Origin of the sequence: Arthrobacter sp. ok362, assembly GCF_900102785.1 — a bacterium.
Taxonomy (GTDB): domain Bacteria; phylum Actinomycetota; class Actinomycetes; order Actinomycetales; family Micrococcaceae; genus Arthrobacter.
Genome location: NZ_FNGC01000007.1, coordinates 149,714 through 172,762, shown reverse-complemented (window position 1 = coordinate 172,762; position 23,049 = coordinate 149,714). Strand labels below are relative to the sequence as shown.

Sequence of the window (23,049 nt, the reverse complement as noted above, 5' to 3'; positions counted from 1 at the left end):
TGCCGGCGACGCACAACGTAATACCGGGAATGACGTGCAGGGGGAGTCGGTTGTGGACTCCGGGCGCCGGTTCGCCGGCCTGCCAGAAACTTGGCATGAACTTCACCACTGATTTGAACTTCACCGCGAATTCTAGGAGCACAACATGACGATTGCAGTAACGGGTGCCACAGGACAGCTGGGGCGGCTGGTCCTCGAAGAACTTCTCAGCAGCCAGGAACCGGGTTCGCTCGTGGGCGTGGTGCGCGACGCAGCGAAGGCCGAGCAGCTCCGTGCCCGCGGCGTCCAGGTGCGGGTCGCGGACTATTCCGATCAGGCGGCGCTCACGGAAGCCTTCGCGGGCGTCGACAAACTCCTGCTGGTCTCCGGCAGCGAAGTTGGCTCCCGCGTCGCCCAGCACGCCAACGTGGTCAACGCGGCCAAGGCCGCAGGGGTCGGGTTCATCGCCTACACGTCCGTCCTCGCCGCGGACACCACCGAGCTGATCCTGGCGCCCGAGCACAAGGCGACAGAGGAGCTTATCCGCGCGTCGGGGCTGGACAACACAATCCTGCGCAACGGGTGGTACACCGAAAACTATGCCCAGACCGTGGCCACGGCCCGGCAGACGGGCGCCGTTGTGGCCGCTGCCGGTGACGGCAGGGTGGCCAGCGCCACACGGGCAGACTATGCGGCCGCCGCCGCGGCTGTGCTCAGCTCCGCCGGGCACGAGGGGCGCACTTACGAGCTCTCCGGCGACTACGCCTGGGACTTCAAGGAACTGGCGACGGCGATCACCAAGATCGCGGGCAGGGAAGTTGTCTACCAGCCCGTCTCGGCCTCCGAACTGGTTGAGGTCCTGACCGCTGCCGGGCTCGACGGGGGCACTGCAGGATTCCTCGCCGCCCTGGACACGGACACCAAGGCAGGTCTGCTGGCTACCGTCACTGGCGAACTGTCCGGGCTGATCGGACGGCCGACGACGCCGTTGCTGCAGGCTCTGGAGTCCGCGAGCTAGTGCCTTCGCCGAAGGGCCGGCAATGGGCATAATGAAGGCGTGGATTCTCTGCACGTCCGGGGCATAGACGGCCAGTGGTTCCGTGGAACCGCCAGCTGATTTCGGGCAGGCCGGTCACGGGGCGTGGACGGACGGCCCGCTGGTCCTCGGCGCGCCGTGGGAAATCGAAGAGCGGCTGGTGCGGACCGCCGCAGGGCTGGCCGCTATAACCGGGGCGCACTTGATTTGCGCATTCGTGGACCCGGCCAGCTATCTCACGGAGTGGGAGCCGGCTGGTTTCCTGGACGCCACTTCCTTGGATCCTGTCCGCAATATGGAAGCCGAATTCCCCGCCTCGCAGCTGCTCGCCGGCCTTGAGGGCTTTCTCGGGCCGCCGGGCGGGTCGTGGTCCTTCAGGGTGCTGAACGGTGAAGTCGCCCAGGCCCTGGGCCGGCTGGCGGAAAGCACGGATGCGGCCGCGCTGATAGTCGGCGGACAGCGGCCCGGGCGGATTGCCCGGATGAGCCGGCTGCTGGAGGGCTCGGTCAGCGTGTCCCTGACACGTCTGCAGGCCAGGCCCGTGCTGATCATTCCGCATTTGGGGCCGTAACCCGCGCCCGGCCATGCCGCCCGCAAACATGGGTGCGGCGCCCACGCCGTCCGCCCCGGCGCCCACGGGTTTCATCCGCTCTGGGTGACGGCACCAAGCCCAAGCGGTCATAACGTTGGGTTATCGCCGGTGTAGGCCGCCCGGGGCTGGCCCTGACGGCGGAACTGCAGCGGTTGCAACGCCAGCGAATCGAAGTGAGTGATGTCGGACCCAACCCACCGCGCAGCCGTCACATCCGAGTCGCGGGCGCTCGTCGTGGGCAGCGCCGGCTTCCTGGTCCTAGGCGTCGTCGCGTTCCTGCTGGTGTGGCGGGAACCTGTCCCATTGTCCGGACGAGGATCGGCCGGTGACATAGCGGCTCTCGGCACGGCGGTTCTGGGGGCAGGGGCAGCGGTGGCCGGTTGCGTGCAACGCGGGAAGTCCTGGTCACTGCCGGCCCGCGGGGGCAGCCGGATTCGCAATGGCATCGACATCGCAGGTCTCTCGCTGGCACACGCGTGTATCTTCCTGCTCGGCTGGCTGGCGCTTTTCTCGATCTTCCAGCGGGCGTTCATCGGCGCAGTCCTCTATCCACTGGCGGCTGCCATCCTCGTCGGGACTACGGGCGCCATCAGCGCCTACACCGCCTACCTCTCCGCGCTCAGCATGACCGCCTACCGGCTCTCCGCGCTCCTCGCCGGGTTCCTGGTCACCGGGGTACTCACAAGCATGCTCACTGCCGAGAACCCGCAGTGGTGGCAGGAGAACCTCAGCGCACTCGGTACAAGCTCCGACGTTTCCGGGGTGGCGTTCAACTTCACCTTGATCGTCGCCGGCGTCGTGGTCACCACCCTGGCGGGCTATGCGACGGCGACGCTCGCGGCGACCGCGAAGACCGCCTCGGCGCGGCATCAGGTCAGGGTACTCGAAGGCGGCATCGTCCTCATCGGCGTCTTCCTCGCCGGCGTGGGATTATTTCCCGTCGATGAGCGCTTCGGGATTCATACCCTGGTCGCTTCCGGCATGGTGGTGGTGTTCGCGTCCTTGATCGTCCGTATCCGAGCCCTGGTTCCCTCCATCTCGGGGACCTTCGCTGCGCTAGGATGGGTCTTCCTGGCAGTCATAGTCGTCGCTGCTGTGCTGTGGTTCCCCGTCGGCTATTACAACCTCACCGCTGTGGAGCTCATCGCATCCTCGCTGGTCTTCGCCTGGCTCATCGTCCTGATCCGCAACCTCGCCGCCGTCGATGCCGACCAGTTCGGCGCAGACCTCCAAGCGCGCCGGCTGTCACAGCCCACCGGTGCGGCAGCCCGGCCTGCCCCAACCGCAACGGACGAAACATCGGCCGAACCGTGAGTGCCGCCGGCCAGGTGTGAAGCTTCCCCCCGTGGCCGGTGCCGTGGTCTACGAGTGGGTGGGTTCCTCGACCAGGGCGGTGGCGATGCTGGCGGCGTCGTCGAGCGCCGCAAGATAGCGCTCGGCGTCGAGGGCCGCGGCGCAACCGGTCCCGGCGGCGGTGATGGCCTGCCGGTAGCGGTGGTCCACGGCATCCCCGCAGGCGAAGACGCCGGAAAGGTTCGTGACCGTGGTGGGGGAGTCGACCTTGATGTAGCCCTCGGCGTCGAGGTCCACCTGGCCGCCGAGCAGTTCGGTCCGCGGGACGTGGCCGATCGCGACGAAGATGCCGGTGGCTCCGTGTTGACGGGTTTCACCGGTGCGGGTGTCGGTCAGGGTGACGCCGGTGACCTTGGAGTCCCCGTGGATGGCGGTGACGGCGGAGTTCCACGCGAAGCTGATCTTGGGGTTGTCCTTGGCGCGCTGGGCCATGATGCGGGAGGCACGGAGCTCGCCCTTGCGGACAACCACCGTGACGGTCTTCCCGAAGCGCGTCAGGAAGGTGGCTTCCTCCATGGCCGAGTCGCCGCCGCCTACCACGATGATGTCCTGGTCCCGGAAGAAGAAGCCGTCGCAGGTGGCGCACCAGGAGAGTCCGTGGCCGCTGAACTTCTTCTCCTCGGGCAGGCCGAGTTCCTTGTAGGCGGAGCCGGTGGCGAGGATGACGGCGGGCGCTTCGTGGGTCTCCCCGGCTCCGGTGTCCACTCGCTTGAGATGGCCGGCGAGCCGGACTTCGGTGACGTCGTCGAACACCACCTTGGCGCCGAACTTCTCTGCCTGCTGCTGGAGGCCGTCCATCAATTCCGGGCCCTGGATGCCGCCCGGGAAGCCGGGGAAGTTCTCCACCTCGGTGGTGTTCATGAGGGCGCCGCCGGCGGTGACCGCTCCGGCGACGACCAGCGGCTCGAGGCCGGCGCGGGCGGCGTAGATTGCCGCGGTGTAGCCGGCAGGACCGGATCCGATGATGATCAGCTGTTGAGTGCCCATGGGGGTGTCTCCTGACGGAGCTGAACTGACGGGGAACTACGGGGTAACAATAATGAACGCCGGGCCGCCCGGGGGCCAGCGCGCTGGCCATCGCTCCGGGAGACCATGTGGCGTTCATACTTGCACACGGTCCCAGAGCCAGCCATCACCCGTTTCGGGTGACCCGGAGACCCTCGCGGGACGGCGCAGCTTTGTTGCGCAGCTGTGCGGCGCGGGTTGTAGGGAGCGGCTAGGCGGAGACCAGCGTCTGCGTCAGGATCGTGCCGCCAACCCCGACCAGGACCGCGCCCGAACTCCCGACGACGATCCGGCCGGTTCGGGGCCGGGCGAGAAAACCGGTCACTTTCCTGAGCCCACTAAGCACCAGCACGTACCAGGCCAGCGCGATCAGTAGAAAAATGGCCGCCATCAAGGCGTGCTGGGCGAAGGCAGGCAACGGGGCAACAGTAAATTGCGGGAACAGGGACAAGTAAAAGACCGCGACTTTCGGGTTGAGCAGGTTGCTCACCATTCCCTGCACGAAAGGCGAACTCCCACCGGGTTGGCGTCCAGGGCCGGGTACCGCGGGCAGGCTGTCTTTCATGGGATTTCTGGCGAATGCCTCTGCGAGCGCCCGGGCACCAAGGTAGAGCAGGTACGCGGCCCCGGCGATCCGGATTCCGGTCCCAAGAACCTCCGATGCCCCCAGCAGCGCCGTGACACCGAGCACGGCCAGCGCGGCAAGAAACGTGTTGCCCACCATGATTCCGGCGACGGCGGCTGCTGCGGCCCGAGGGCCGCGGGCCGCATTCCTGAGGACGAGCGCAAAGTCCGGGCCGGGCACCAGGACCACGACAAGGCAGGTCAGCACAAAGGCCGCTAGCTGTTCGAGCATCTTGGTTTGCCTCCGGGGATCGGGCGCTTTGGTGGGACGTGAAAAGACTGCCGGGCAAGCTAGGGCAGTCTTCAAGGTTAGGCCATCTTGGCGGTGGCCCGTGTTCGTCCCTGGCCACTCCGACCCTTGGGGGCTGAAACCTCACCCGCCGGGCATGATTCGCTGTGGACGCCGGAAAGCTAGCGTGGCATCAACATCGCACTACGGTGGGCTCTGGCGAGACATGTTCCCCTGCTTGCGCCTGCCCCGCCCAACGCCAGAGGAGGCGGCATGTCCGGCTGTGCAACGACCAGGGACGCGGCTCGCCGCGGGGACGGCCAACCTTGAACTCTCCCAACGACGGCAACTCCCAGACGGTGCCGTTCAACCAGAAACTCGCTCTGCTGCTGGCGATGGCGATGTTCGTCCTCGTCGTCGATACGTCGATCATGAACGTCTCGATCTCCGCCGTGGTGAACGACATTGGCGCGACCGTCAGCGGGCTCCAGTCGACAATCGCCCTTGAGGCGCTTGTATCCGCGGCCTTTATCCTTATCGGCGGCAAGATCGGCGACCTGTTCGGGCGCAAGCGCGCTTACGTCATCGGGCTTGCCTGCTACGCCGTCGGCGCCGTGTCGATGACCCTGGCCCAAAGTCTGCTCCCGATCATCATCTGCTGGGCCCTGATCGGCGGCCTTGGCGCCTCGCTGCTCCTTCCCGCCATGCAGTCCCTCATCCATGGAAATTTCGAGGGAGATGCCCAGCACCGGGTCTACGCCCTGGTCGGCGCCTCGGCCGCGATCGCCGCCGCCGTCGGGCCTCTGCTGGGCGGCTTCCTCACCACGTTCCTGTCCTGGCGCGTCGCCTTCCTGCTCGAGGCCCTCATCATCGCGATCGTCCTGTCCGGAATCAAGCTCGTCAAAGACGTGCCATACACCGGGCCCCGGGAACTGGATATCTTCGGATCATTCCTGTCCATCGTCGGCATGGGCGGCGTCGTGCTCGGCATCTTGGTCTGGCAGGAAGGCGGCGAGGCGGTGGCCGCACTCCTGGCCGTGGGCGCCGTCGGACTGGGCGGCCTGGTCTACTGGCTCATTCAGCGCAAACGCCGTGACAAGCCGACACTGCTGGATCCGGACTTGTTCCAAGCGAAAACCTTCCGCTTTGGTGCCACGGGACAAATGCTCCAGCAGATCGCTCTGGGCGGCACCATGATCGTTCTGCCCATCTACCTTCAGATGGTCCTCGGATACAACGCGATGCAGTCAGGTCTGTCGATCGCCCCGCTCTCGCTCACCATGTTCGCGGTCGCCATGATCGCCGGGAAGAGATCCGGGATGCGGCGCCCGGCCAGCCTCATACGGTGGGGCTTCCTGTTTCTGATCGTGGGTTTGGTGGTGCTGGTCCCAATCGTGCCGCGCGCGGACTCCGGCTGGTGGCTCCTGATCCCGCTGATCATCTCGGGATGTGGCCTGGGGCTGCTGGTATCCCAGCTCAACAACTACACCTTGTCCCCGATTTCGGACGAGCGAGTCAGCGAGGCCGCCAGCGTGAACTCTGCCGCGGGATCGTTCGGCTTATCCTTCGGGCTCGCGTTCGCCGGCGGCATCATGCTGGCATCGCTGTCGACCATCTTCATCGGCTTGTCGGATTCCAGCACGGTCCTCCCGCCCGCCGATAAGCAGCAGGTCGCGACGGTTCTGGAAGACGACGCCCAGGTGATGAGCGACGCACAACTCCAGGAACAGATCGCCGGACAACCGGAGGACATCCAAAACGAAATCATCCGCATCAACACGGAGGCACGGCCCCTGGCCCTCCAGATCGCACTGCTCGTCCCGATCCTTGCCGGTCTCGCCGGGCTCGGCACCTCCTTCCGCATGATGCGGCTCCCCGACCCCAAGCCCGCCGGTACCGGTGAGGGGAGCGTCCTGGGCTGAGCCCTCGGGTTCCAATCGCGGGCCGGTTGGTATCGGGCCACGACGAAGAACTTCATGAACGGTGACCGGGTCCGCCAGGTGGCCGTGAACCCCTCGGGGAAGGAGTAGATGCCGCCGGTGACGAGCTCGATTCTTTCCCCGGCGGGGGTTTCCAGCTCGGCTTCGCCCTGGATGACGTGGAAGTTGTCGAAGCCGAGGATGGCGCGGTAGTGGAATTCGCCGTCCTCGGGGCTAATCCTCCACAGCCCCGCCGGCGGGCCTCCTTCTGGCCAGATCGCCCCGTTCCTGGAGGACCTGGTCAAGCGTGACCTCATCAGGGTGCTCGACATGGTCTTCCTGAGGAAGACCGAGGATGGCACGCTGGAGACGGCCGAAATCTCTGACCTCGACCCGAGCGAGCTCGGCGAGGTGCGCATGGCCGAGGCCGACCTGGCCATGGTGCTCTCCGAGCACGTGCCGTTGGCTAGCGTATCCAGGTTCGCCTGTGAGGCTGGAGCTACGGACACGGAGCTGTTCTCCTTCCTCGCACTCAGCTTCGGCCTTGAGCAGGACCCGCGTTCGGCCGTCGCTGCCTCGCGGCGGCTCAGGCCCAATCTGCCTGGCAACCCAGGTCAGAGTTGCAGGAAGCCGTAGCCGACGATCAAGAGCCCGATCGCCAGCGTGACGATCGCCGCTATCCGGCGTCCGTGGCGCTGCAGCCAGTTGTAGAGGGTGGTCAAGGGTGCTTGGGCGCGTTCCGGTGAGTGTAGCCACACCCCGACGGGAATGACGACGGCGGACTGGGCCACGGCGGCGTAGGCGAGGACCAGCACGCTCCCTTCCAGCGGCGGCGGTTCCTGGACACTGATCACGGCGCCTGCCGTGACGGCCAGCAGGATTGCCTTGGGACGCAGGTTCAAGCCCAGGCCCAGGACCACGAATTCCCAGGGCCGGGCGGAGCGGAACCTCGACGTCATTTTGCCAAGCATGGCGTTGTCCCGCTGGCCCTTGCTCACGAAGAGGTACACGGAGTACCCAATCAGAATTGCTCCGATAGCAATGGCAATCTGGGCCAGTAGTTCGTCCTTGCGCAAGAGCGGCGGCCTGCCGGGAAGGAATTGCAGCCCGACCGCCGACAGGCCCACCACCATAATCGAACCCGCCAGGCTGCCGATCAGGAAGGGCAGGGCGCCGCGGCGTGGATCTGGGGAGAGCAGAATCATGATCGTCACACTGACAGGCACGGTGCTCATCGCCCCGGCGAGGCCGAAGAGCACCAGGCTGGTGATGGTGCTCAGCATGCGTCTCTCACCTGCCCCGGGCAGGACCCTGACGGCACGTCACGCCTTCGGCGCGCTGCCGGTGTCCGGGCGGCCTGGCCGCGGCCGGCCGCGGCGGGCCCGGATCGCCTCATCCTCTTGTTTGAGGAGCATTGCCACGTCCGTCTGGTCGCCCGTCAATGGCCGCCACCATGCGATCCTAGGATCGGAATCGAGCAAGATGGCGCGAACGAAGAGCGTCAGTGGTACGGCGAGGATGGCGCCGACAGGGCCCAGGACCACGGCCCAGAAGAGGACGGAGACAAAGGTCAGAGTCTCGCTGAGCGACACAGCGTTGCCCACGAACTTCGGTTGAATGATGGACTGGATGACGCTGTTGATCCCGCCATAGATGACGATGATGGCCAGCACGGTCGGCCAGCCACCGGTGAGGAATCCAAAGAACAGCGGGGGGACGATCGCGATGAAGTACCCGATGTTGGGGATAAAGCTGCAGATGAACGAGAGCAACCCCCAGAGCAGGGCCCCGGGGACTTGCAGGATGACCAGGACCAGCCAGTTGAACACGCCTTGGGCGAGCCCGAGGACCGTCGTGGCGACCATATAGCGGCGCACGCTGGTTCCGAAGCCGTCAAGGGCGGTGACCAGCGCCGGCCGGTGGTAGTTCAGAAGGGCCAGGATCACCGGTACGCGCGAGCCATCCAGCGCCATAAGGATGAGCATTGTCAAGATGATCACGAGGCTGGTCACCAGGCTCGCGATGTTTCCAAGGAGGCCGCCGAGGAACCCCAGGATACCGCCCGGAGTAACCCCGTTCAGGACTTCCTGGGCTTGCTCAGGGCCAAACCCCATAGACTCCAGCGCACTGGCGATCGTGGCGGCGAGTTGCTGCACTTGGGGGGCGTATTGCGGCAGCAGTGCGGAGAACTGTGCCAGTGAGGCAATGAGGACCGTGGCGAAGGCGGTCAGCAACCCGAAGACGGCCGCGATTGTGGTCCCCGTGGCTATGCCCCGGGATATTCCTCGTCCTTGCATCCAGCGGCGCAGGGGATGAACGCACAGGGTGAGCACGAACGCGAAGAACACCGGTGTGACGATTCCTCGCATCGCACCAAGGCCGAAAGCGACTACGGCGGCGCCGGCCAGGGCGAGCAGGATGGTTACGCTGCGGGGGAGGGCCGGACGTGGATCGGATTCCGATGATGCCGGCTCCATTGAGCCCTCCTTGGTTCAGCCTGGCTCCAGCTTAGAGGCGAGGAGACCTGCCGAGTAGTGAGTTCATTGTGGCTTGTCCCCGACTATGAGGGTTTCCCAATCTGAGTCAGACGCCTGCTTTGCTCTTGATCCGGTTGAACTCCTCCGCAGTGATGGTTCCAGCGTCCATGAGCGCCTTGGCCTTGGCGATCTCCTCAGTCGGGCTCGCTGCGGCTACCTGGCGTATATACGCATCGGTTTCAGCCTGGCTCTTGCGGGCCTGGGCCATTGACCGCTCCGCCATCCCCTTGCCGCGCGCAATCATGTACGCCAGCACGGACAGGAGAGGTACAAAGACCAGGAAGAGGATCCAGACGGCCTTCCACCAGCCGCTGAGTTCGTGGTCCCGAAAGAGGTCGCCGATCACCATGAACAACGCCCAAAGGAAGGCGAAGAACGCATAGAAGATGAACAGCCACCAGAAAAGTTCCCAAAAGTTCTCGAAGAAACTCATTTTGGCTTCCCTACTTTCATTTGGCGAACGTTGTTTGTGGACGGGGCTCTGGGCGGGGATGAGTTCAGATGTGCGGGTTCCGGGCGGCCGACCTAGCACTCGATGTCATTCGCGAGGTCGCTGATGGCGGCCTGCACGTTCGCGGCTTCGTCCCGCAGGGAGTTGGCTGCCTGGCTTAGTGTCGCGGTGTCGGGAACGGCGTTGACTGCGGCAGCAAACTTTTGTTGGGCAGACTTGACGGCATCCACCCGTTCTTTGGCCGCGTCACCGGCTGCATTAAGGAGATCGTCGTAGGCCTTCTTGACCTGATCCCGGGCCGACTGGATCTGCTCCACTGTGACACCTGGCTTGAGCGTGTCCTTAAAATTTGTCAGGGATGCGGAGAATGCATCGGAGGCGGCGCAAACCGGTGAAACGCTCTTAGTCTGGCTGGTCGCGGGGCTGGTGCTCGGGGTGGTGGTGCTGCAGCCGGCGAGTAACGCGATGGCTGCCCCCAGCGCCATCATCCGCGCTAGGACTGGTTGTGGTCTCGTCATTGCAAGGCCCCTCTCTCCGTAGGCTTGCACTTCTCATGGGCTGACGCCTGGCAGCCCAATCACTGGCAGGTACCACCAGTGTTGGCTTTGGACAACGCAGGCGCGTCACCCGCCGGGGGTGATCCTGCAGGAGGTGCCCAGTCCCGCCCACGGCTGGTCGAATCACCCCCGGATGATGATGTGCGCGCCCGGTACGCGTGATGGACTGCTGTCCAAAATGAGGAGGACGTCATGTGCCGTTGGCTCGCGTATTCAGGTTCGCCCGTGAAACTTGATGATCTTTTGTACAAACCTGTCCACTCGCTCGTCATGCAGAGCAAACACGCACGCATGGGAGTCGAGACCACCAACGGCGACGGATTCGGCGTTGGCTGGTATGGATCGGCCCCGACGCCCGGAGTGTTCCGCAGCACCGAGCCGGCCTGGCATGACCGCAACCTCCGCGAATTGTCCGCGCTGGCATCGGCCGGCCGCGTTTTCGCACACATCCGGGCCACGACCGGATCTGCGATCCAACAGACAAACTGCCATCCGTTCCGGCACGGCCGCTGGCTGTGGATGCATAACGGGCTCATCACGGATTTCCCGACGGTCAAGCGCGACTTGGCCTTCGCCGTCGAGCCGTCGTTGTTTCCGTTAATCGAGGGAGCGACGGACTCGGAACTGTTCTTCTACGTCGCGCTCACGTTCGGCCTGGAGCAGGACCCGCGTGCTGCGGTCGCCTCCGCGGTTGGACTGATTGAAGACGTCGGAAAGCGCCACGGCATCCAGTACCCCATCCAGATGACTGTGGCAACCACCGACGGCGAGAGCACGTGGGCGTTCCGCTACTCGAGCGAAGGCATGTCGCGGACGCTGTTCCACAGTGCCGACATCTCCACACTTCGCGCCCAGTACCCGGACAACCCCATGCTCCAAGGGCTCTCCTCCGACGCGCGCGTGGTGGTTTCCGAGCCGCTTGGGGATCTGCGGGGCGCGTGGAGGGAGATACCGGAATCTACCTGCCTTGTGGTGCACGGAGCCGGAGAAGACCTCTTCCCGTTCTCGCCGACAGCTCCCTAAGCTGCAATGCGCCGGCCGCAAAGTGCGGTCGGCCTAGCGCGGCCGGCTAATGCCGGTCGCAACCGGCCGGCCCGCCGCAAAACAGGACACTGTGAAAACGCAGGTCGCTCCTGATCAGGCGTCAGTCTCTCAGCAGTCGCGAGCCCTCAGGGGGAATGCGTGCCCTCAGGGGAGACGGAGTGTGGGATTCGGCTCGTCCGGGGGGCCACCCGCGCTGGCGGACTTTGCTGGGGCGGCCTCCGGGGAACCAGCCGCCCTGGCCGGCACGTGGGGAGTGGCGGGCACGGCGACAGGTTCGGTGACGGGTTCGGTGACGACAGGCTCGCCGCCTGAGACGGCTGGCACGCCGCCGGGGCCGGGAGCAACGGCGGGGCGGCACAGCAGTTCGATCACGAGAATGGCCAGCACGGCCAGGACCGCTGTCCAGATGGCGACGGCCGCCGTCGGGTCCTGCCAGAAGATCAGTACCAGCACAGCGATACCGACAACCGCGGCTTCCAAAATCCGCCGGTAGCGGGCCAACCAGAGTTGCCACGGTTGGGCCTGGCCTGCTCCGACCTTCCCGGTGATGTAGTCTCCCGCACGCGCCAGGCCGTGCCGGACAAACTCCGCCGGACGCGAGTGCCCGCCCAAAAACGCGGCCAGAGCGATGATGAGTCCCACCACGAAGACGAGGCGCAGGCTGGTGCGCAGCGGCACCAGGAATGTCTCGACGAGGTTTTGAGCCGCCGCCGGGGTGACAGAACCCGGCGGAATCGAGTTGAGGAGGACAGTTCGCCCGATGACAAGTCCCAGGGCCAGCAACGCCATGGCTATCGCCACGGCCAAACCGACACCGCTGGTGGTGCTCCGTTTCCGGCCACGTGGGGCCACAGCGATTGCGCCTACGGCCGTAATCACCGTCAACCACGCCAATATCGGGGCGGTCGCATCCAGCGTTCTGATGGCGTTCGTGGCCCGGACCAGTTCGGGCGACTGGAACAGGGTGATCTGCCTGTCAATGTCGGGGATCCTGGCGGCGATGCCGACCCCCTGGTCGACGAGGGCGGTCTTGACCCGGGCAACGATCTCCTTGGTAGAGATTGTCACCGTGCCGCTTTGGTCGATACTTACGGCGCCGCCCGTGTTTCCGGTGGCGAGGTTCACGATGCCTTGGTGCGCCACCCGATTCACCTGGATCCAAAGATCCTGGAACTGCGGTGTGGCCACGAATTTGGATACGGTGGAATGAATGAGGTTCCTGGTCTGCTCCGCAATCACCGGTGCCAGCCCGGTGATCACCGCGGCCACGCGCGGCGCCGTCTTGCTGAGTTCGTTGAGCGCATCCCGGGTGATAGCCTCGAAGTCCACGGAATCGGAGATCTGTTGTGTGACCTTGTCCGTGATCTCGGCCTGGATCGCAGGGTCCGAGGCCAGCGGCGCCACCGTTGCCACGTAGCGATCGGTGTCCAGGATTTCACTGCGCAAATACATGGCAGGCACGGCGGCGAAGGCCAACACGGCCGTCAGGACCACCAGCACGATGGCCACTATCCGGCGAGCCAGCCCCTGATGGCGTGGCCCGGAGGGCTTCGGTGGGGCCTGCCGTGTGTCGTCCCGTTCTCGCTGCAACCGGGCAACTTCTGCCCGTAGCCGCAGTATTTCTTCCTGTTCGGTGCTGCCGGAACTTGGGGGCTGTTCTTGGAGAGACATGGGGTACCGCCTAGGTAGCAACTCGTCGACCGGGCCCGATGTACCGCGGTTGGGCACTCATGACAATTTTCATTGTCCACTCGGGGCGTTCGTGCAAACCCACCCACACCGGGTGATCTAACCCCGCGGGCAAGGGGCCGCCGCTCATGCCACGCCGTGTCGATCAGCCCGCCGCATCGCTGTCCGGCCATGAGTTTTGCGTGTCCGCTGCCTCATTTCCCGCCAGGCTTCTGCCAATTGCCCCCTCATCATCCGTTTCGGGTGATGAGGAAGGCGGGTTAGGCTCACAGGCCCAGGCGCCGGCCCGCCGCGAAAAAGGCCACTTTGCCGACTAAGAGGAGAGCCCCCAAATCAGCAATCATTTGGACCGAAACGACTGACCGCGCCAGCTGACTCACCGGGGTAATGTCGCCGAACCCGACGGTGGCAAAGGTGGACGTTGTGAAGTATAGGGCGTCTGTTTTGGTGAGGGATTGGCTAAACGACGATGGGTCCGTTAGAGACAGTGACATGTATAGCAGCGAGAAAAGACACAGAAACATGAGAACGGCCTCGACCACAGTCACGGCCGCCCGGACCTGGGGGATATGCGCTGCGAGTATCATCCGCAATTGAAGGGACAGGGCCGCGAGAAAGACTAATACGATAGCCGCCAGACGGATCCAGGCGGCCGCCGGATTGTCCCCGTTGAATCCCCCGATCGGGATAACGAAGTAGAGGGAGAGGACTAGCACCGTAAAGGCAGCCAGACGTACTCCCGCCCAAATAAGGACCTGCCGCCGGCCTGCTTTGTCGAGGTCACGGAGGAAAATCGGGCCCGGCTGGCTTCCGTGCTTCGTCGCCATGACTGATGATACCCCCGCCCCCGGAATTCGCGCCGCGCCGCAGATGTGTAGCGCCGACTGCTATTTGGCCGCATCACGCGGAGGCGCACAAGGGGTCTTTGCGCCCTGTTAGGGCCCTTTTGCGTCGGCCTAGCATGTGCTACGTGGGAGAAATGCCAAATGTCGGATGGCTGCCTGGTCCTCAGTTCAAGATCCGGCCGCCCTTGCGCGGTCTTGGAGCGTTGGGGCGTCCTCGTCTGGAAAACGCATTGTCCGCGTCCGCCGATTCGCACCGCCTGACGCTCGTCGCAGCGCCGGCTGGCTACGGCAAGTCCACATTCTTGGGCGACTGGGTCCGCAACTGCGATCTGCCGTGCGCCTGGCTGTCACTCGATCGGTTCGATACCGAACCGGTACGGCTTTTTCACGGGGTTGTCGGGGCAATCCAGCGTGCGGCAAGCACGTTGCCCCTGCCGGGCAGCGATGCACTGCTGGCCCTTGACCAGTGCCTTGCCCATGACCGGGCGGCCTCCTACGACCTTTTGCTCCGGGCCCTCGAGGAGCTCACGGAGCCGATTGTCCTGGTGATTGACGACGTCCATTTGGCCGGGCCGGGGCTGGCGAACGGAATCGTGGGAGTGCTCGCCGCGTCGGCGCCCCCATCATTGCGGCTGGTCCTCTCAGGGCGGGGCCATACGCCCATCCAGCTGGAAAGGTTCCGGTACGGCGAGGGCCTCGGTGAACTGCGCGCCCCCGAACTTGCCTTCACACAGGAGGAAGTCGCCCAGTTTGCGTTTTCGCTCGGACAAGACGCGGCCTTTGACGCCGGATCCCTCTGGACGATGACTGCCGGCTGGCCGGTCGCCGTGCACGCGAGCATCGTAGCGCTGGCGCAGTCCGGCACCGTGCCGGTCACGACGCCGGGCACCACTGCTAAGCACGTACCGCTCGCCGACTACGTCGCGGAAGAGATCCTTGACCAGCTCGAACCGTCGCTGGCGGAGTTCATTTTGCGGGCAACAACCTGCGACTGGCTTGGCCGCCGACTCGCCGTCGAACTCTATGGCCGGCCGCACGGCGGCGTGCTGCTTGAGGAGTGCCTGCGCAATGGCCTCTTCATCGAGGAGCACGATTACCGCGGCGGTGAATCGATGTACCGCTGGCATTCCCTCTTCGCGGCGCAGTGCCGGCGAATCCTGGAGCGGCGCGACCCCCTCCTTGCAGAGCGTCTTCACCGCGTGGCGGCGCGGTACTACCAGGACACCGACGTCGTCGAATGCGCAGCCCAGGCGCTGCAAGGGCGCGCACCACGCCAGGCCGTGATGTCGCTAGGGGCGCACTGGCTCGACTTCGTGCTCGGCAACGACGCCCAGACTCTCGAACGGCTGTGCCGGGACCTGCCCACGCCGTGGAGCGAGGACCCTGAGATATTGATGATCAGATCCGTCTGCCGCCAACTTGCCGGCGACAGCACCGCGGCGTCCGAGCTCACCGTGCGGGCGCTGTCGCGGACGTTTGTCCTGGATGCGCTTCGCCGCCGGAGGCTTGAGGGTTGCCGGGCCCAGTTCGAACTGACGCCGGGCATCGGCCGCACGGACCTCCACGCCGCCCCGGCTGAAACCGGCCGGCTGAGCAGGGACGTTTCTGGAGACCGCCACTCCGCCGCCTGTTCGACAGGACTCTTCCTGCTTGCCCAGGCGGAATTTCGGTTGCACCGCACCGGCGAACACGCGGCTGCCCTGCTCCAGGCGGCCGGCGGGACCGGCGCCCCGGAGCAGTTGGAAGCAATTGAGATCTGCGCTCAAGCGGATCTGGCGTTGGCGTTTGCCGGAGCCGGTGATCTGTTGGGCGCTTCAGAGCATGCCACGCGGGCGGTGGAGCGGGGAGACACACTCGGCTGGAGTTCGCAGGAACGGATGGCTCCGGCCTGGCTGGCACGCGGAATTGCGTGCTACTGGAATGACAACCTGACGGCGGCGCAAACTTACCTGGCGAAGGCCCAGAGATTGGGCAGTGACCTGCTCCCGTCCGGGCCACTGAGTGTCATTTATCGGGTCCTGACTGCTTGTGCCACTGGCGACCCGGCCCGGCTTGACGAATCCAGCTCGGTTTTGGAGTCCTTCCACACACGTGGGCTGTTCAGCGGGTCTTGGAACGCCTTGCACACGATTGCCGTAGCGAAGGTCGCTGATGCCCAGGGCGACTTGGACGGTGCGTTGGCGATGGCGCAACCGCTGGGTGCTGGCGGGCACGGGGCACTGGTGGATACGTTGCTGGCGGAGCTGCTGCGTCGCGGAGGGGAGATCACCGCCGCCCAACGCTGCACGGAGTCACTGGCTCGTCGTCGTGGCAACTCGTATGTCGACACCTGCGCGAGTTTGACCGAGGCGCTTGTGGCGCACGGAACCGGAGATACTGCCACGGCGCATGAGCGGATTGAACATGCGGTCCACCGGGCCGAGCCAGGATCCGTCCTCCGCCCCTTTGCGGAGCGGAGAGAGGAACTCGCTGAATTGCTCGTGCAGCACGCTGTCTGGGGCACCGCCCACGAATCCTTCATCGCAGCCCTGATGGCACGTGACAGCCAAGGTGACGCCCGGCTTCGGACACAGTCCTACTGGAGCCTGACCGAGCGCGAACGCGAAGTCCTGGCCTACATGCGCTCCATCATGACCGCGGCCGAAATTGCAGATGCGCTGTACATTTCCGTCAACACGGTCAAGACGCACGAACGGTCTATCTACCGGAAACTCGGGGCCGGAAGCCGGCGCGATGCCCTAAAAACGGCCGCCAAGCGCGGCATCGTTTGAACCTACTGCCGGGAGGGTCCGGGGCCGGGAAGTTCACCCGGACCGGGTGAGGTCAGGGTTGCGTGAGGGCTTGTTGTAACCGTCAGTGATTGAAGACGGCGGAACAGAAATTTGATGCGGCCGTGAAGGCTGTTCCCAATGACGCGACGCAAGGTTGCCCGCGGAGGGCCGGAGGCCTCTAGGCACCCCTTGGCGGCGGTGAAAGTCTGGAATCATGACAAATTCGGATCCCTTTGTGATTGTGGTCGGGTTCGACGGCTCCGAGCAGTCGCGCGGCGCCCTCGAATGGGCCGTCGACGAGGCACGGTACCGCGATGCCGAGCTGCGGATAGTGACTGTTTGGAGCAAGGCGCCTATGTCGTGGTACCCCGCGCTGCTGGAAACCGCCGCAGGGGAAGTCGTGGCAGAAGCCTCTCCGGAGCAGCAAGCCGAGGCCCTCGGCGCGGAGGCGGCGCGGGCCGCGGCGGGTGTGAGCGTGGTGACGCGGACCGTCCACAGCGACTCGGCGGCGTCGGCAATTCTTGACGCCGCACGGGAAGCCGATCTGGTGGTGGTCGGCTCCCGCGGCCACGGCGGCTTCGCGGGCCTGCACATCGGATCGGTCTCTGCCCAGGTGGCCGGCCACGCGCCGTGCCCTGTCCTGGTGGTCCGCCCGATACCGTCCTGAGTCTCCGGCTGTCCGGCTGCGGACGCTCAGGGGCGAAGCCCCCTGCCTGCTCGGCGGCGGCGACCCCTAATGTCAGCGCAGGCTGGGAGCGCTATCATCGGCGCATGACTGTCCTGGACTGGCTGCTGGATTCGGATCCTTCCCTTCGGTGGCAGGTGCTGCGGGATCTCGCCGGCGCCGCGCCCGAGGCGGTTGCCGCAGAGCGCGCGCGGGTCGCGACCGAGGGGTGGGGCGCCCGCTTGCTCGCATTGCGGGATGACGACGGCCAATGGGCGCACGGCGCCTACTTCCCCGCTGACGGCGACCTTTCCGAAAGCGCCAGTTCCGAAAGCGACGGTCCCGAAACCGCCGGTACCGACGTCGACCGTTTCGAAAACGACGGTGCGGATCATTCCGGCCGTGACGAAGGATGGGACAGCTGGCCCCAGCCGTGGACGGCGACGACGTACAGCCTGCTCCTGTTGCGTGACTTCGGGATTGACCCGCGCAGTGAGCCGATGCGTCGGACAGTTGCACTTGTCCGGGACAACTGCCGTTGGGAGGAGGGCGGTCAGCGGTATTTCGACGGCGAGGTGGAGGCGTGCATTAACGGCATGACGGTGGCGCTCGGCGCCTACTTTGATCAAGACGTGGACGGCGTCGTCTCCCGGCTGATCAGCGAGCAACTGGACGACGGCGGGTGGAATTGCTGGGCGGAATCCGGCGCCGTGGTGTCTTCCGCCGCAACGACGATCAATGTACTCGAGGGCCTGCTGGCCCATGAGCGGGCCACTGGCGGTTCGGAGCAGTCAGCGCACGCGCGGCGTCGGGGCGAGGAGTATCTGCTGGAGCGAGGGCTGTTCCGGCGTAAGAGCACCGGCGAGGTCATCGACCCGGCCTGGCTGACATTCTCCTTCCCAACCCGGTGGCACTATGACGTACTCCGTGCCTTGGAGTACTTCAGTTCGGCAGGAGATCCGCCGGACCCGCGCGTCGCCGAAGCCGTGGAGCTGCTCCGGACAAAGCGGCAGCCCGACGGGACCTGGCTGCTCGAAAATACGCATCCCGGGAATGTCCATTTCACGGTTGATGACGGTGATGGCCGGCCCAGCCGGTGGAACACCCTCCGGGCGCTGCGTGTGCTCGATTGGTACGGGTCCCGCTGTGTTAGCGGGTCGGCGTGAATATGACTGTGTGAATTTATCGGTGTGAATTACATGGCTTCAGGGCAGGACCTTGTAGAGGTCGATGACCGTCTCTTCGGGCGCAGCGGTGAAGCCGCCCTCAATTCCCTGTTGCATCCGGGGCATCAGGATCGTGTCCCGGAATTTCTCCCAGCTCTCCTTCGAGTCATGGACGGCCATGATGGTCCAACCGCCCTCGGACGACCCGCCGGCGTGGAAGATCTGACCCTCCGGCAGGCGGCCCTCGCCTGGATGGACCGCCGCAAGCGACGCCTCGTACTGCTCCTTCGTGCCTCCCCGGAAAAAGTGCACGATTCCGTAGGGCGTGGTCTCCATGGCTACTCCTAGGCTGGTGGATGGGACTCGACAAGGCCAGTCGTAGACTTCGCCCTCGGCCATGTCAAGGGGTCAGTTAAGGAGGCTCATTTCCTCAACATCGCATCCTTCTTTCCTGTCAGTGGACCGCGGGCTGTCCCCGAGACTGCCTCGGGTTCTCCGCAGCGACGACATCCATTTCCAATGGATGAAACACTTCTGCCGATCCGCTCCGCGTTGCTGGGCGCCAGACGGCTGCTTCGAGGTGGCCTGCGGGCGGTGGGCCTAGGCGGCAGCGGCGTTCGCCGATACGGTCCAAAGTCCCTGTTTTCGGGTCAGTCCTCCCGGCTACTCTGGGTGAGGCGCATGGCGGTCCGTGATGCGAGCCGGTGCGCCTTCGGCCAAGAACAATGGGGGGTACGTTGTCCAACGATTCAGTCATGACCTGGTTTCCCGGCGATGCGGGCCGCGTAGCGGCGGCAGAGCCTTGCGAAAGGAGCGACGCCGTCGCCCCCTCTTGGGACCGGGTCATCCCGCCGCCGTCCCTGGGCGCCAGCCGCGTTGCCTACTGCCGCGACCATTGGCCGCCCCTATAGAGGCGCCGCGGAGGCGGCATTGTTCCTGCCCGGGGCGGACCCCCCGGCGGGTAAGTGCGGGGGACTGTTGGCTGCTATTTACCTAGGATTTACCTGCCCGGCCTTGTGGGCGTTTCAAGGCCGCAGCGAGACTCATAAGACGGGCTGACGTCATCTGTTCAGCCGCAAGGACAAACCAAACCAGTGGGCAGCAGCGAAGCTTTCCCCTTCACTCCGTGGCGATGATGTCCGGACGGGGAGCCCGCGAATCGGGAGGACCGTCATGGCCGGCACATTTGAACTCTTCGTAGATGCCGATGCTTGTATCAGATTCCGGCTCAGGGCCCCGGATGGGACAGTGCTGGCCGTCTCAAAGGGCTTTGTAGACAAGCCCGCTGCGGTTTCCGGCATCACCGCTATGCGCGAGTACGCCGGCATGGGGCTGGTCAGTGACCTGTGCCCGGAAGAGTCGCCCGCAAGTCCACCGGAACCGCGGACAAGGACCGCCCCCACACCGGTGCCTGGCGTCGACCGGCGGGTGCACGACAACGATCTCCGGATCCGCGCCAAGGCCCTCCGCCGCCCGGCGCACGGGCCGGGCGCGCTCGGCGTCGGCTGATCCGGCAGGTGTCGCGGCAGCCCGGCCCCGGCCGACCGGGGCTGGCCGTCTCAGGCGGATGTCTTGGATACCGGTGCGCGGTTAGGGGTCCATTCCAGCGTGCACCGGAACGAACTCGATCTTGTTCGCGGGGTGGACCGTCTTCTTGGGGGCCCGCGAGAACCCCTTGGCGTCCAGGTGGTTCTGGGCCCGGTACTCGGTCAGGGCCTCGTCGTAGATGCCGTTGAGCCGGCGCCCGGAGTAGACCTGCTCCGAGCCGTCCGTGAACGTGATGCTGATGAGCGACTTTTCGGGGAAATGCCTGTTCATGCGGATGAAACCCTCGGCGTCTTGCTTGAGATTGATCATGTGGTGACTACTTTCGTGATCGAGTTGATCCAGTCTCCCGCCTTCGCTGTGCCTAATCCAACCGACTGAATCCAACCGACTGAATCCAACCGACTGAACCCAACCTGCCGAACCTCTCCGGCTGGCGGACGTCGTCGATTGGGGTGGCCTGCACTTACTCGGCGGCATATGCGTCCACCGCCTGCTCCAGCACGGTGCTGTAACGGCCCCAGGAGTCGGCGGGTGCGGCCGCTACCAGGACACTGCCACGCCGCGTTCCTGCAACGAGGCAGGCGATCTCCCGGTATTTGTGCCCGCCAACGCGGGTTACATACGTGTCCTCCACACATGAGCCGGGGCCTCCGCGGAACGGCATTCCGGCTCGGTTCGCCAGCCGGGTCGCAGATGCGGCGTGTTCGCCCGTGAGGTGGGCAAGCCGAAACTCGGGCCAATTGGACTGGGACTCCTCGCCTTGTTGCGGCGTGGCGTTGAGATAGATCCTGAGGTCACCGTTCGGCGCCGTAACGGTTGCGGATACGGTGCCGGGGTCGCCCTGGGTGGGAGTTGCATCGGGCGGGACGGACAATACCGCTGTTGCGTCCGGCAGTTCCATAGACTGCCATCCCGCCGGGGCAGGGCCGGCGTCGAACCAGGAGAAAGGTGTTGCGCCGGACGGAGGAGCCGAAGGCTTCTGGATCTCAGTCCCGGTACCGCAGCTGGCCGCCAGCACCGCCGTCGTCCCTAGCAGCGCGACTATCAACATCGCCCGTCGGGGGCGCCGTAGATGGGCACTGGTAGTCCTACCTGTTGCCGTCACCGTCGTCCGGCCCGCCGTTGTTATCGGCATCATGATCGTTCCCGCGAGGTGCCGGGGCGGGCTGCGGAATGATGGGCCGCGGAACCATCGGCCGCGGAACCATCGGCTGCGGAACCATGCGCCGCGGAATGATGGGCCGCGGAACCATCGGCTGCGGAACCATGGGCCGCGGGGCCGTGGCCGCCGGCGGAACGACACGTCGCGGGGCGGGGGCGGCCCGCCGGACCATCGGGGCCCGGACCACCGGGGCCGGCGCCGGTGCCATACGGGCCGCGGCGGGCCGTGCCGCCGGTGCCGGCACGGCCGGTGCGCGGACCAACGGCGGGTGGGGGTTGGGGCGGACGGGGTCCTTGGGTGAAGGCGACGGGCTGGCCATCGCGGGCGCCGGAGTGACCGCAGCAGGGGGAGGTGCCGGCATTGCCGGGTGCCCGGCGAAGCAGGCTCCGAGCAACAGCGTCGTGCCCAGCGCAGCGGCAGCATACGCCGGGCGGGAAATCTTCATGGTGAGCTCCTGGAAGAAGGCCGGCCGTGTTCAGCCGGGCTGTCCCTAGAACGGTGCCGGCAGCCCCGGAGTTCAACGCGGCCTCCGGTTTCCGAGCGCGGCCGCCTGGGAGAGCGGTGAACCGATAGCCAGCCGGCGTCGTAGTACATGCAAGGAGGCGGAAATGTCCGATCAGGAGGCTGAGCTACTGCGTTCGCTGCAGGAGGCCTACGGCCCGGCACTGTGGCGGTTCGTCATGAGAATGACCGGTGACAGCACCCTGGCCGACGACGTCGTACAGGAAACGCTGATCCGGGCCTGGCAACACCCGGCGATTCTGCAGCGCCCGGAGGCGGCGGTGAGAGCCTGGCTCTACACGGTAGCCCGCAATCTGGTCATCGATGACCGGCGCAGCGCCCGACGCCGGCACGAGACTCGGACGGAGCAGCTTCCGGAGATTCCAGACGCGGACCGGGTCGACAGGATCTTGGATGCGTGGCTCGTATCGGATGCCCTGGCCGGATTGTCCGCCGAGCACCGGGCCGTCATCATCCACTCGTACTACCGCCGGGAGACAACGGCCGAAATCGCGCAAAGCCTGCAACTGGCCGAGGGAACTGTGAAGTCGCGGCTGCATTACGCGCTGAGGGCGCTGCGTCTGGCGCTGCAGGAAGGAGGCGTGACTCCATGAGCCAAAATGGAATCGATGAGTACCGCAGCTGGGATGCCGCGTATGTGCTGGGCTCCTTGGCGTCCTCTGAACGCCATGAGTTCGAGGAGCACTTGTCCGGTTGCGGGGGATGCAGGGCAGCCGTGGCCGAGCTTGCCGGGCTGCCATCACTGCTGGCCGCTCTTTCACCCGAAGAGGCACAGGGCCTCGGACAGGCCGACGGCGCCAGGGCGACGCGGGGGTTGCTCCCGGGGCTGGCGAAGAAGGCCCAGCGCGGACGCCGGCGCGTGCGCCTTGCCGTCGCCGGACTAGTGGTCGGCGCGGCCGCCGCGGCGGGCGCGGCCACCGTTGCGGTCACGGCCCCTGCCCCGCCGGCCGTGCAGACGCAGGCCGTATCCCAAACAGCGCTGAACTTCACCCCAGTGGTCGAGAGCTCGCTGGTGGCGAAGGGCTCCCTCACCCAGCAGCCGTGGGGAACGCGGATCGACTGGGAGTGCACATACGCGCCTACACCGGCTGACGCCCCTGTACCGGAAGGTTCAGGCGATCGGCGCACCCCGGAGGAATACGGCCTGGTGGTCGTCGACTCACGCGGCGTCGCCACACAGGTGGCCACCTGGACGGCAACACCCGGGACGGTGGCCACGCCGACGGCGACCACCGTCGTTCGGCGTGCCGACATCAGCCGCGTCGAAATCCGTGCCATCGCCAGCGGACGAACCGTCCTGACCGCGAGCGTCTAGCTTCGAGGGACGCCCACCGGACTGGACTCCCGCACGTGCCC

The 23,049-nt window shown here is 65.7% G+C and carries 24 protein-coding genes and 1 pseudogene; 13 read left to right on the top strand and 12 right to left on the bottom strand.

What is annotated here, in order from left to right:
• Nucleotides 1-145: 145 nt before the first annotated feature.
• The 3 genes from BLQ10_RS11180 to BLQ10_RS11170 all read left to right on the top strand — a co-directional run bounded on the left by BLQ10_RS11180 (nt 146) and on the right by BLQ10_RS11170 (nt 2,921).
• Nucleotides 146-997: an SDR family oxidoreductase gene (locus tag BLQ10_RS11180; protein ID WP_091561867.1), complete on the top strand. Its 852-nt coding sequence runs from the start codon at nt 146-148 to the stop codon at nt 995-997.
• 82 nt (nt 998-1,079) lie between these two features.
• Nucleotides 1,080-1,586 carry a universal stress protein gene (locus tag BLQ10_RS11175; protein ID WP_091561864.1) on the top strand — a complete coding sequence of 169 codons (507 nt, stop codon included), beginning with the start codon at nt 1,080-1,082 and terminating at the stop codon, nt 1,584-1,586.
• Nucleotides 1,587-1,787: 201 nt separating this feature from the next.
• Nucleotides 1,788-2,921, top strand: a complete 1,134-nt coding sequence (locus BLQ10_RS11170; RefSeq protein ID WP_091561863.1) for a DUF998 domain-containing protein — start codon at nt 1,788-1,790, stop codon at nt 2,919-2,921.
• 48 nt (nt 2,922-2,969) lie between these two features.
• On the opposite strand, the gene trxB is transcribed toward BLQ10_RS11170, so the two are convergent.
• Both trxB and BLQ10_RS11160 read right to left on the bottom strand, forming a co-directional pair.
• Nucleotides 2,970-3,947 carry a thioredoxin-disulfide reductase gene (trxB, locus tag BLQ10_RS11165; RefSeq protein WP_091561860.1) on the bottom strand — a complete coding sequence of 326 codons (978 nt, stop codon included), beginning with the start codon at nt 3,945-3,947 and terminating at the stop codon, nt 2,970-2,972.
• Between the two features lie 229 nt (nt 3,948-4,176).
• Entirely contained in the window at nt 4,177-4,821 is a 645-nt protein-coding gene (locus BLQ10_RS11160; RefSeq protein ID WP_091561859.1) for a LysE family translocator, read from the bottom strand.
• A 392-nt stretch (nt 4,822-5,213) separates the two neighbouring features.
• Between BLQ10_RS11160 and BLQ10_RS11155 the strand changes: the two genes are divergently transcribed.
• Nucleotides 5,214-6,740, top strand: coding sequence for an MFS transporter (locus BLQ10_RS11155; RefSeq protein WP_091562041.1), 1,527 nt, complete (start codon nt 5,214-5,216; stop codon nt 6,738-6,740).
• Nucleotides 6,741-6,799: 59 nt separating this feature from the next.
• Here BLQ10_RS11155 and BLQ10_RS23070 read toward each other — a convergent pair.
• Nucleotides 6,800-7,054, bottom strand: a pseudogene (locus BLQ10_RS23070) (cupin domain-containing protein); the annotation flags it as partial.
• A 13-nt stretch (nt 7,055-7,067) separates the two neighbouring features.
• Here BLQ10_RS23070 and BLQ10_RS22365 point away from each other — a divergent pair.
• Nucleotides 7,068-7,373: a hypothetical protein gene (locus BLQ10_RS22365; RefSeq protein ID WP_175558579.1), complete on the top strand. Its 306-nt coding sequence runs from the start codon at nt 7,068-7,070 to the stop codon at nt 7,371-7,373.
• On the opposite strand, the gene BLQ10_RS11140 is transcribed toward BLQ10_RS22365, so the two are convergent.
• From BLQ10_RS11140 to BLQ10_RS11125, 4 genes are all read right to left on the bottom strand, one after another.
• Complete coding sequence (locus BLQ10_RS11140; protein ID WP_091561857.1) at nt 7,352-8,020, bottom strand: GAP family protein; 669 nt, start codon at nt 8,018-8,020, stop codon at nt 7,352-7,354. The two genes, BLQ10_RS22365 and BLQ10_RS11140, sit on opposite strands and share 22 nt — an antisense overlap.
• Nucleotides 8,021-8,059: 39 nt before the next feature.
• Nucleotides 8,060-9,214, bottom strand: a complete 1,155-nt coding sequence (locus BLQ10_RS11135; protein WP_091561855.1) for an AI-2E family transporter — start codon at nt 9,212-9,214, stop codon at nt 8,060-8,062.
• 106 nt (nt 9,215-9,320) lie between these two features.
• The gene (locus tag BLQ10_RS11130) at nt 9,321-9,707 is read right to left on the bottom strand and encodes an SHOCT domain-containing protein (protein WP_091561853.1); all 387 of its coding nucleotides are present in this window, start codon (nt 9,705-9,707) and stop codon (nt 9,321-9,323) included.
• A 92-nt stretch (nt 9,708-9,799) separates the two neighbouring features.
• Nucleotides 9,800-10,243 (bottom strand): hypothetical protein, encoded by a 444-nt coding sequence (locus BLQ10_RS11125; protein WP_254785514.1) that lies wholly within the window; start codon nt 10,241-10,243, stop codon nt 9,800-9,802.
• 231 nt (nt 10,244-10,474) lie between these two features.
• Between BLQ10_RS11125 and BLQ10_RS11120 the strand changes: the two genes are divergently transcribed.
• Nucleotides 10,475-11,305: a class II glutamine amidotransferase gene (locus tag BLQ10_RS11120; RefSeq protein ID WP_091561848.1), complete on the top strand. Its 831-nt coding sequence runs from the start codon at nt 10,475-10,477 to the stop codon at nt 11,303-11,305.
• A 165-nt stretch (nt 11,306-11,470) separates the two neighbouring features.
• On the opposite strand, the gene BLQ10_RS11115 is transcribed toward BLQ10_RS11120, so the two are convergent.
• Complete coding sequence (locus tag BLQ10_RS11115) at nt 11,471-12,997, bottom strand: hypothetical protein (protein WP_139164217.1); 1,527 nt, start codon at nt 12,995-12,997, stop codon at nt 11,471-11,473.
• Nucleotides 12,998-13,281: 284 nt separating this feature from the next.
• Entirely contained in the window at nt 13,282-13,842 is a 561-nt protein-coding gene (locus tag BLQ10_RS11110) for a potassium channel family protein (protein WP_091561844.1), read from the bottom strand.
• A 248-nt stretch (nt 13,843-14,090) separates the two neighbouring features.
• On the opposite strand from BLQ10_RS11110, the gene BLQ10_RS11105 reads away from it, so the two are divergent.
• The 3 genes from BLQ10_RS11105 (at nt 14,091) to BLQ10_RS11095 (ending at nt 18,461) form a co-directional block, all read left to right on the top strand.
• Nucleotides 14,091-16,631, top strand: a complete 2,541-nt coding sequence (locus BLQ10_RS11105; RefSeq protein WP_175558578.1) for a helix-turn-helix transcriptional regulator — start codon at nt 14,091-14,093, stop codon at nt 16,629-16,631.
• A 214-nt stretch (nt 16,632-16,845) separates the two neighbouring features.
• On the top strand, nt 16,846-17,298 hold the full coding sequence (locus BLQ10_RS11100) for a universal stress protein (RefSeq protein WP_091561840.1): 453 nt from the start codon (nt 16,846-16,848) through the stop codon (nt 17,296-17,298).
• A 104-nt stretch (nt 17,299-17,402) separates the two neighbouring features.
• On the top strand, nt 17,403-18,461 hold the full coding sequence (locus BLQ10_RS11095) for a hypothetical protein (RefSeq protein WP_091561838.1): 1,059 nt from the start codon (nt 17,403-17,405) through the stop codon (nt 18,459-18,461).
• A gap of 39 nt (nt 18,462-18,500) precedes the next feature.
• On the opposite strand, the gene BLQ10_RS11090 is transcribed toward BLQ10_RS11095, so the two are convergent.
• A complete protein-coding gene (locus tag BLQ10_RS11090) occupies nt 18,501-18,797 on the bottom strand; it encodes a hypothetical protein (RefSeq protein ID WP_091561837.1) in 297 nt (98 codons plus the stop codon).
• An 837-nt stretch (nt 18,798-19,634) separates the two neighbouring features.
• On the opposite strand from BLQ10_RS11090, the gene BLQ10_RS11085 reads away from it, so the two are divergent.
• A complete protein-coding gene (locus BLQ10_RS11085; RefSeq protein ID WP_091561834.1) occupies nt 19,635-19,970 on the top strand; it encodes a YegP family protein in 336 nt (111 codons plus the stop codon).
• An 81-nt stretch (nt 19,971-20,051) separates the two neighbouring features.
• Here BLQ10_RS11085 and BLQ10_RS11080 read toward each other — a convergent pair whose 3' ends face one another.
• Nucleotides 20,052-20,318, bottom strand: a complete 267-nt coding sequence (locus BLQ10_RS11080) for a hypothetical protein (RefSeq protein WP_091561832.1) — start codon at nt 20,316-20,318, stop codon at nt 20,052-20,054.
• Between the two features lie 154 nt (nt 20,319-20,472).
• Nucleotides 20,473-20,910, bottom strand: a complete 438-nt coding sequence (locus BLQ10_RS11075) for a hypothetical protein (RefSeq protein WP_091561830.1) — start codon at nt 20,908-20,910, stop codon at nt 20,473-20,475.
• Nucleotides 20,911-21,182: 272 nt separating this feature from the next.
• Here BLQ10_RS11075 and BLQ10_RS11070 point away from each other — a divergent pair, with 272 nt between their 5' ends.
• The 3 genes from BLQ10_RS11070 (at nt 21,183) to BLQ10_RS11060 (ending at nt 23,008) form a co-directional block, all read left to right on the top strand.
• Nucleotides 21,183-21,665, top strand: coding sequence for a hypothetical protein (locus BLQ10_RS11070; protein ID WP_091561828.1), 483 nt, complete (start codon nt 21,183-21,185; stop codon nt 21,663-21,665).
• 114 nt (nt 21,666-21,779) lie between these two features.
• Nucleotides 21,780-22,286, top strand: a complete 507-nt coding sequence (locus BLQ10_RS11065) for a sigma-70 family RNA polymerase sigma factor (protein WP_091561826.1) — start codon at nt 21,780-21,782, stop codon at nt 22,284-22,286.
• Nucleotides 22,283-23,008: an anti-sigma factor family protein gene (locus tag BLQ10_RS11060; RefSeq protein WP_091561823.1), complete on the top strand. Its 726-nt coding sequence runs from the start codon at nt 22,283-22,285 to the stop codon at nt 23,006-23,008. Before BLQ10_RS11065 ends, BLQ10_RS11060 begins: the two co-directional genes overlap by 4 nt.
• Nucleotides 23,009-23,049: the final 41 nt, after the last annotated feature.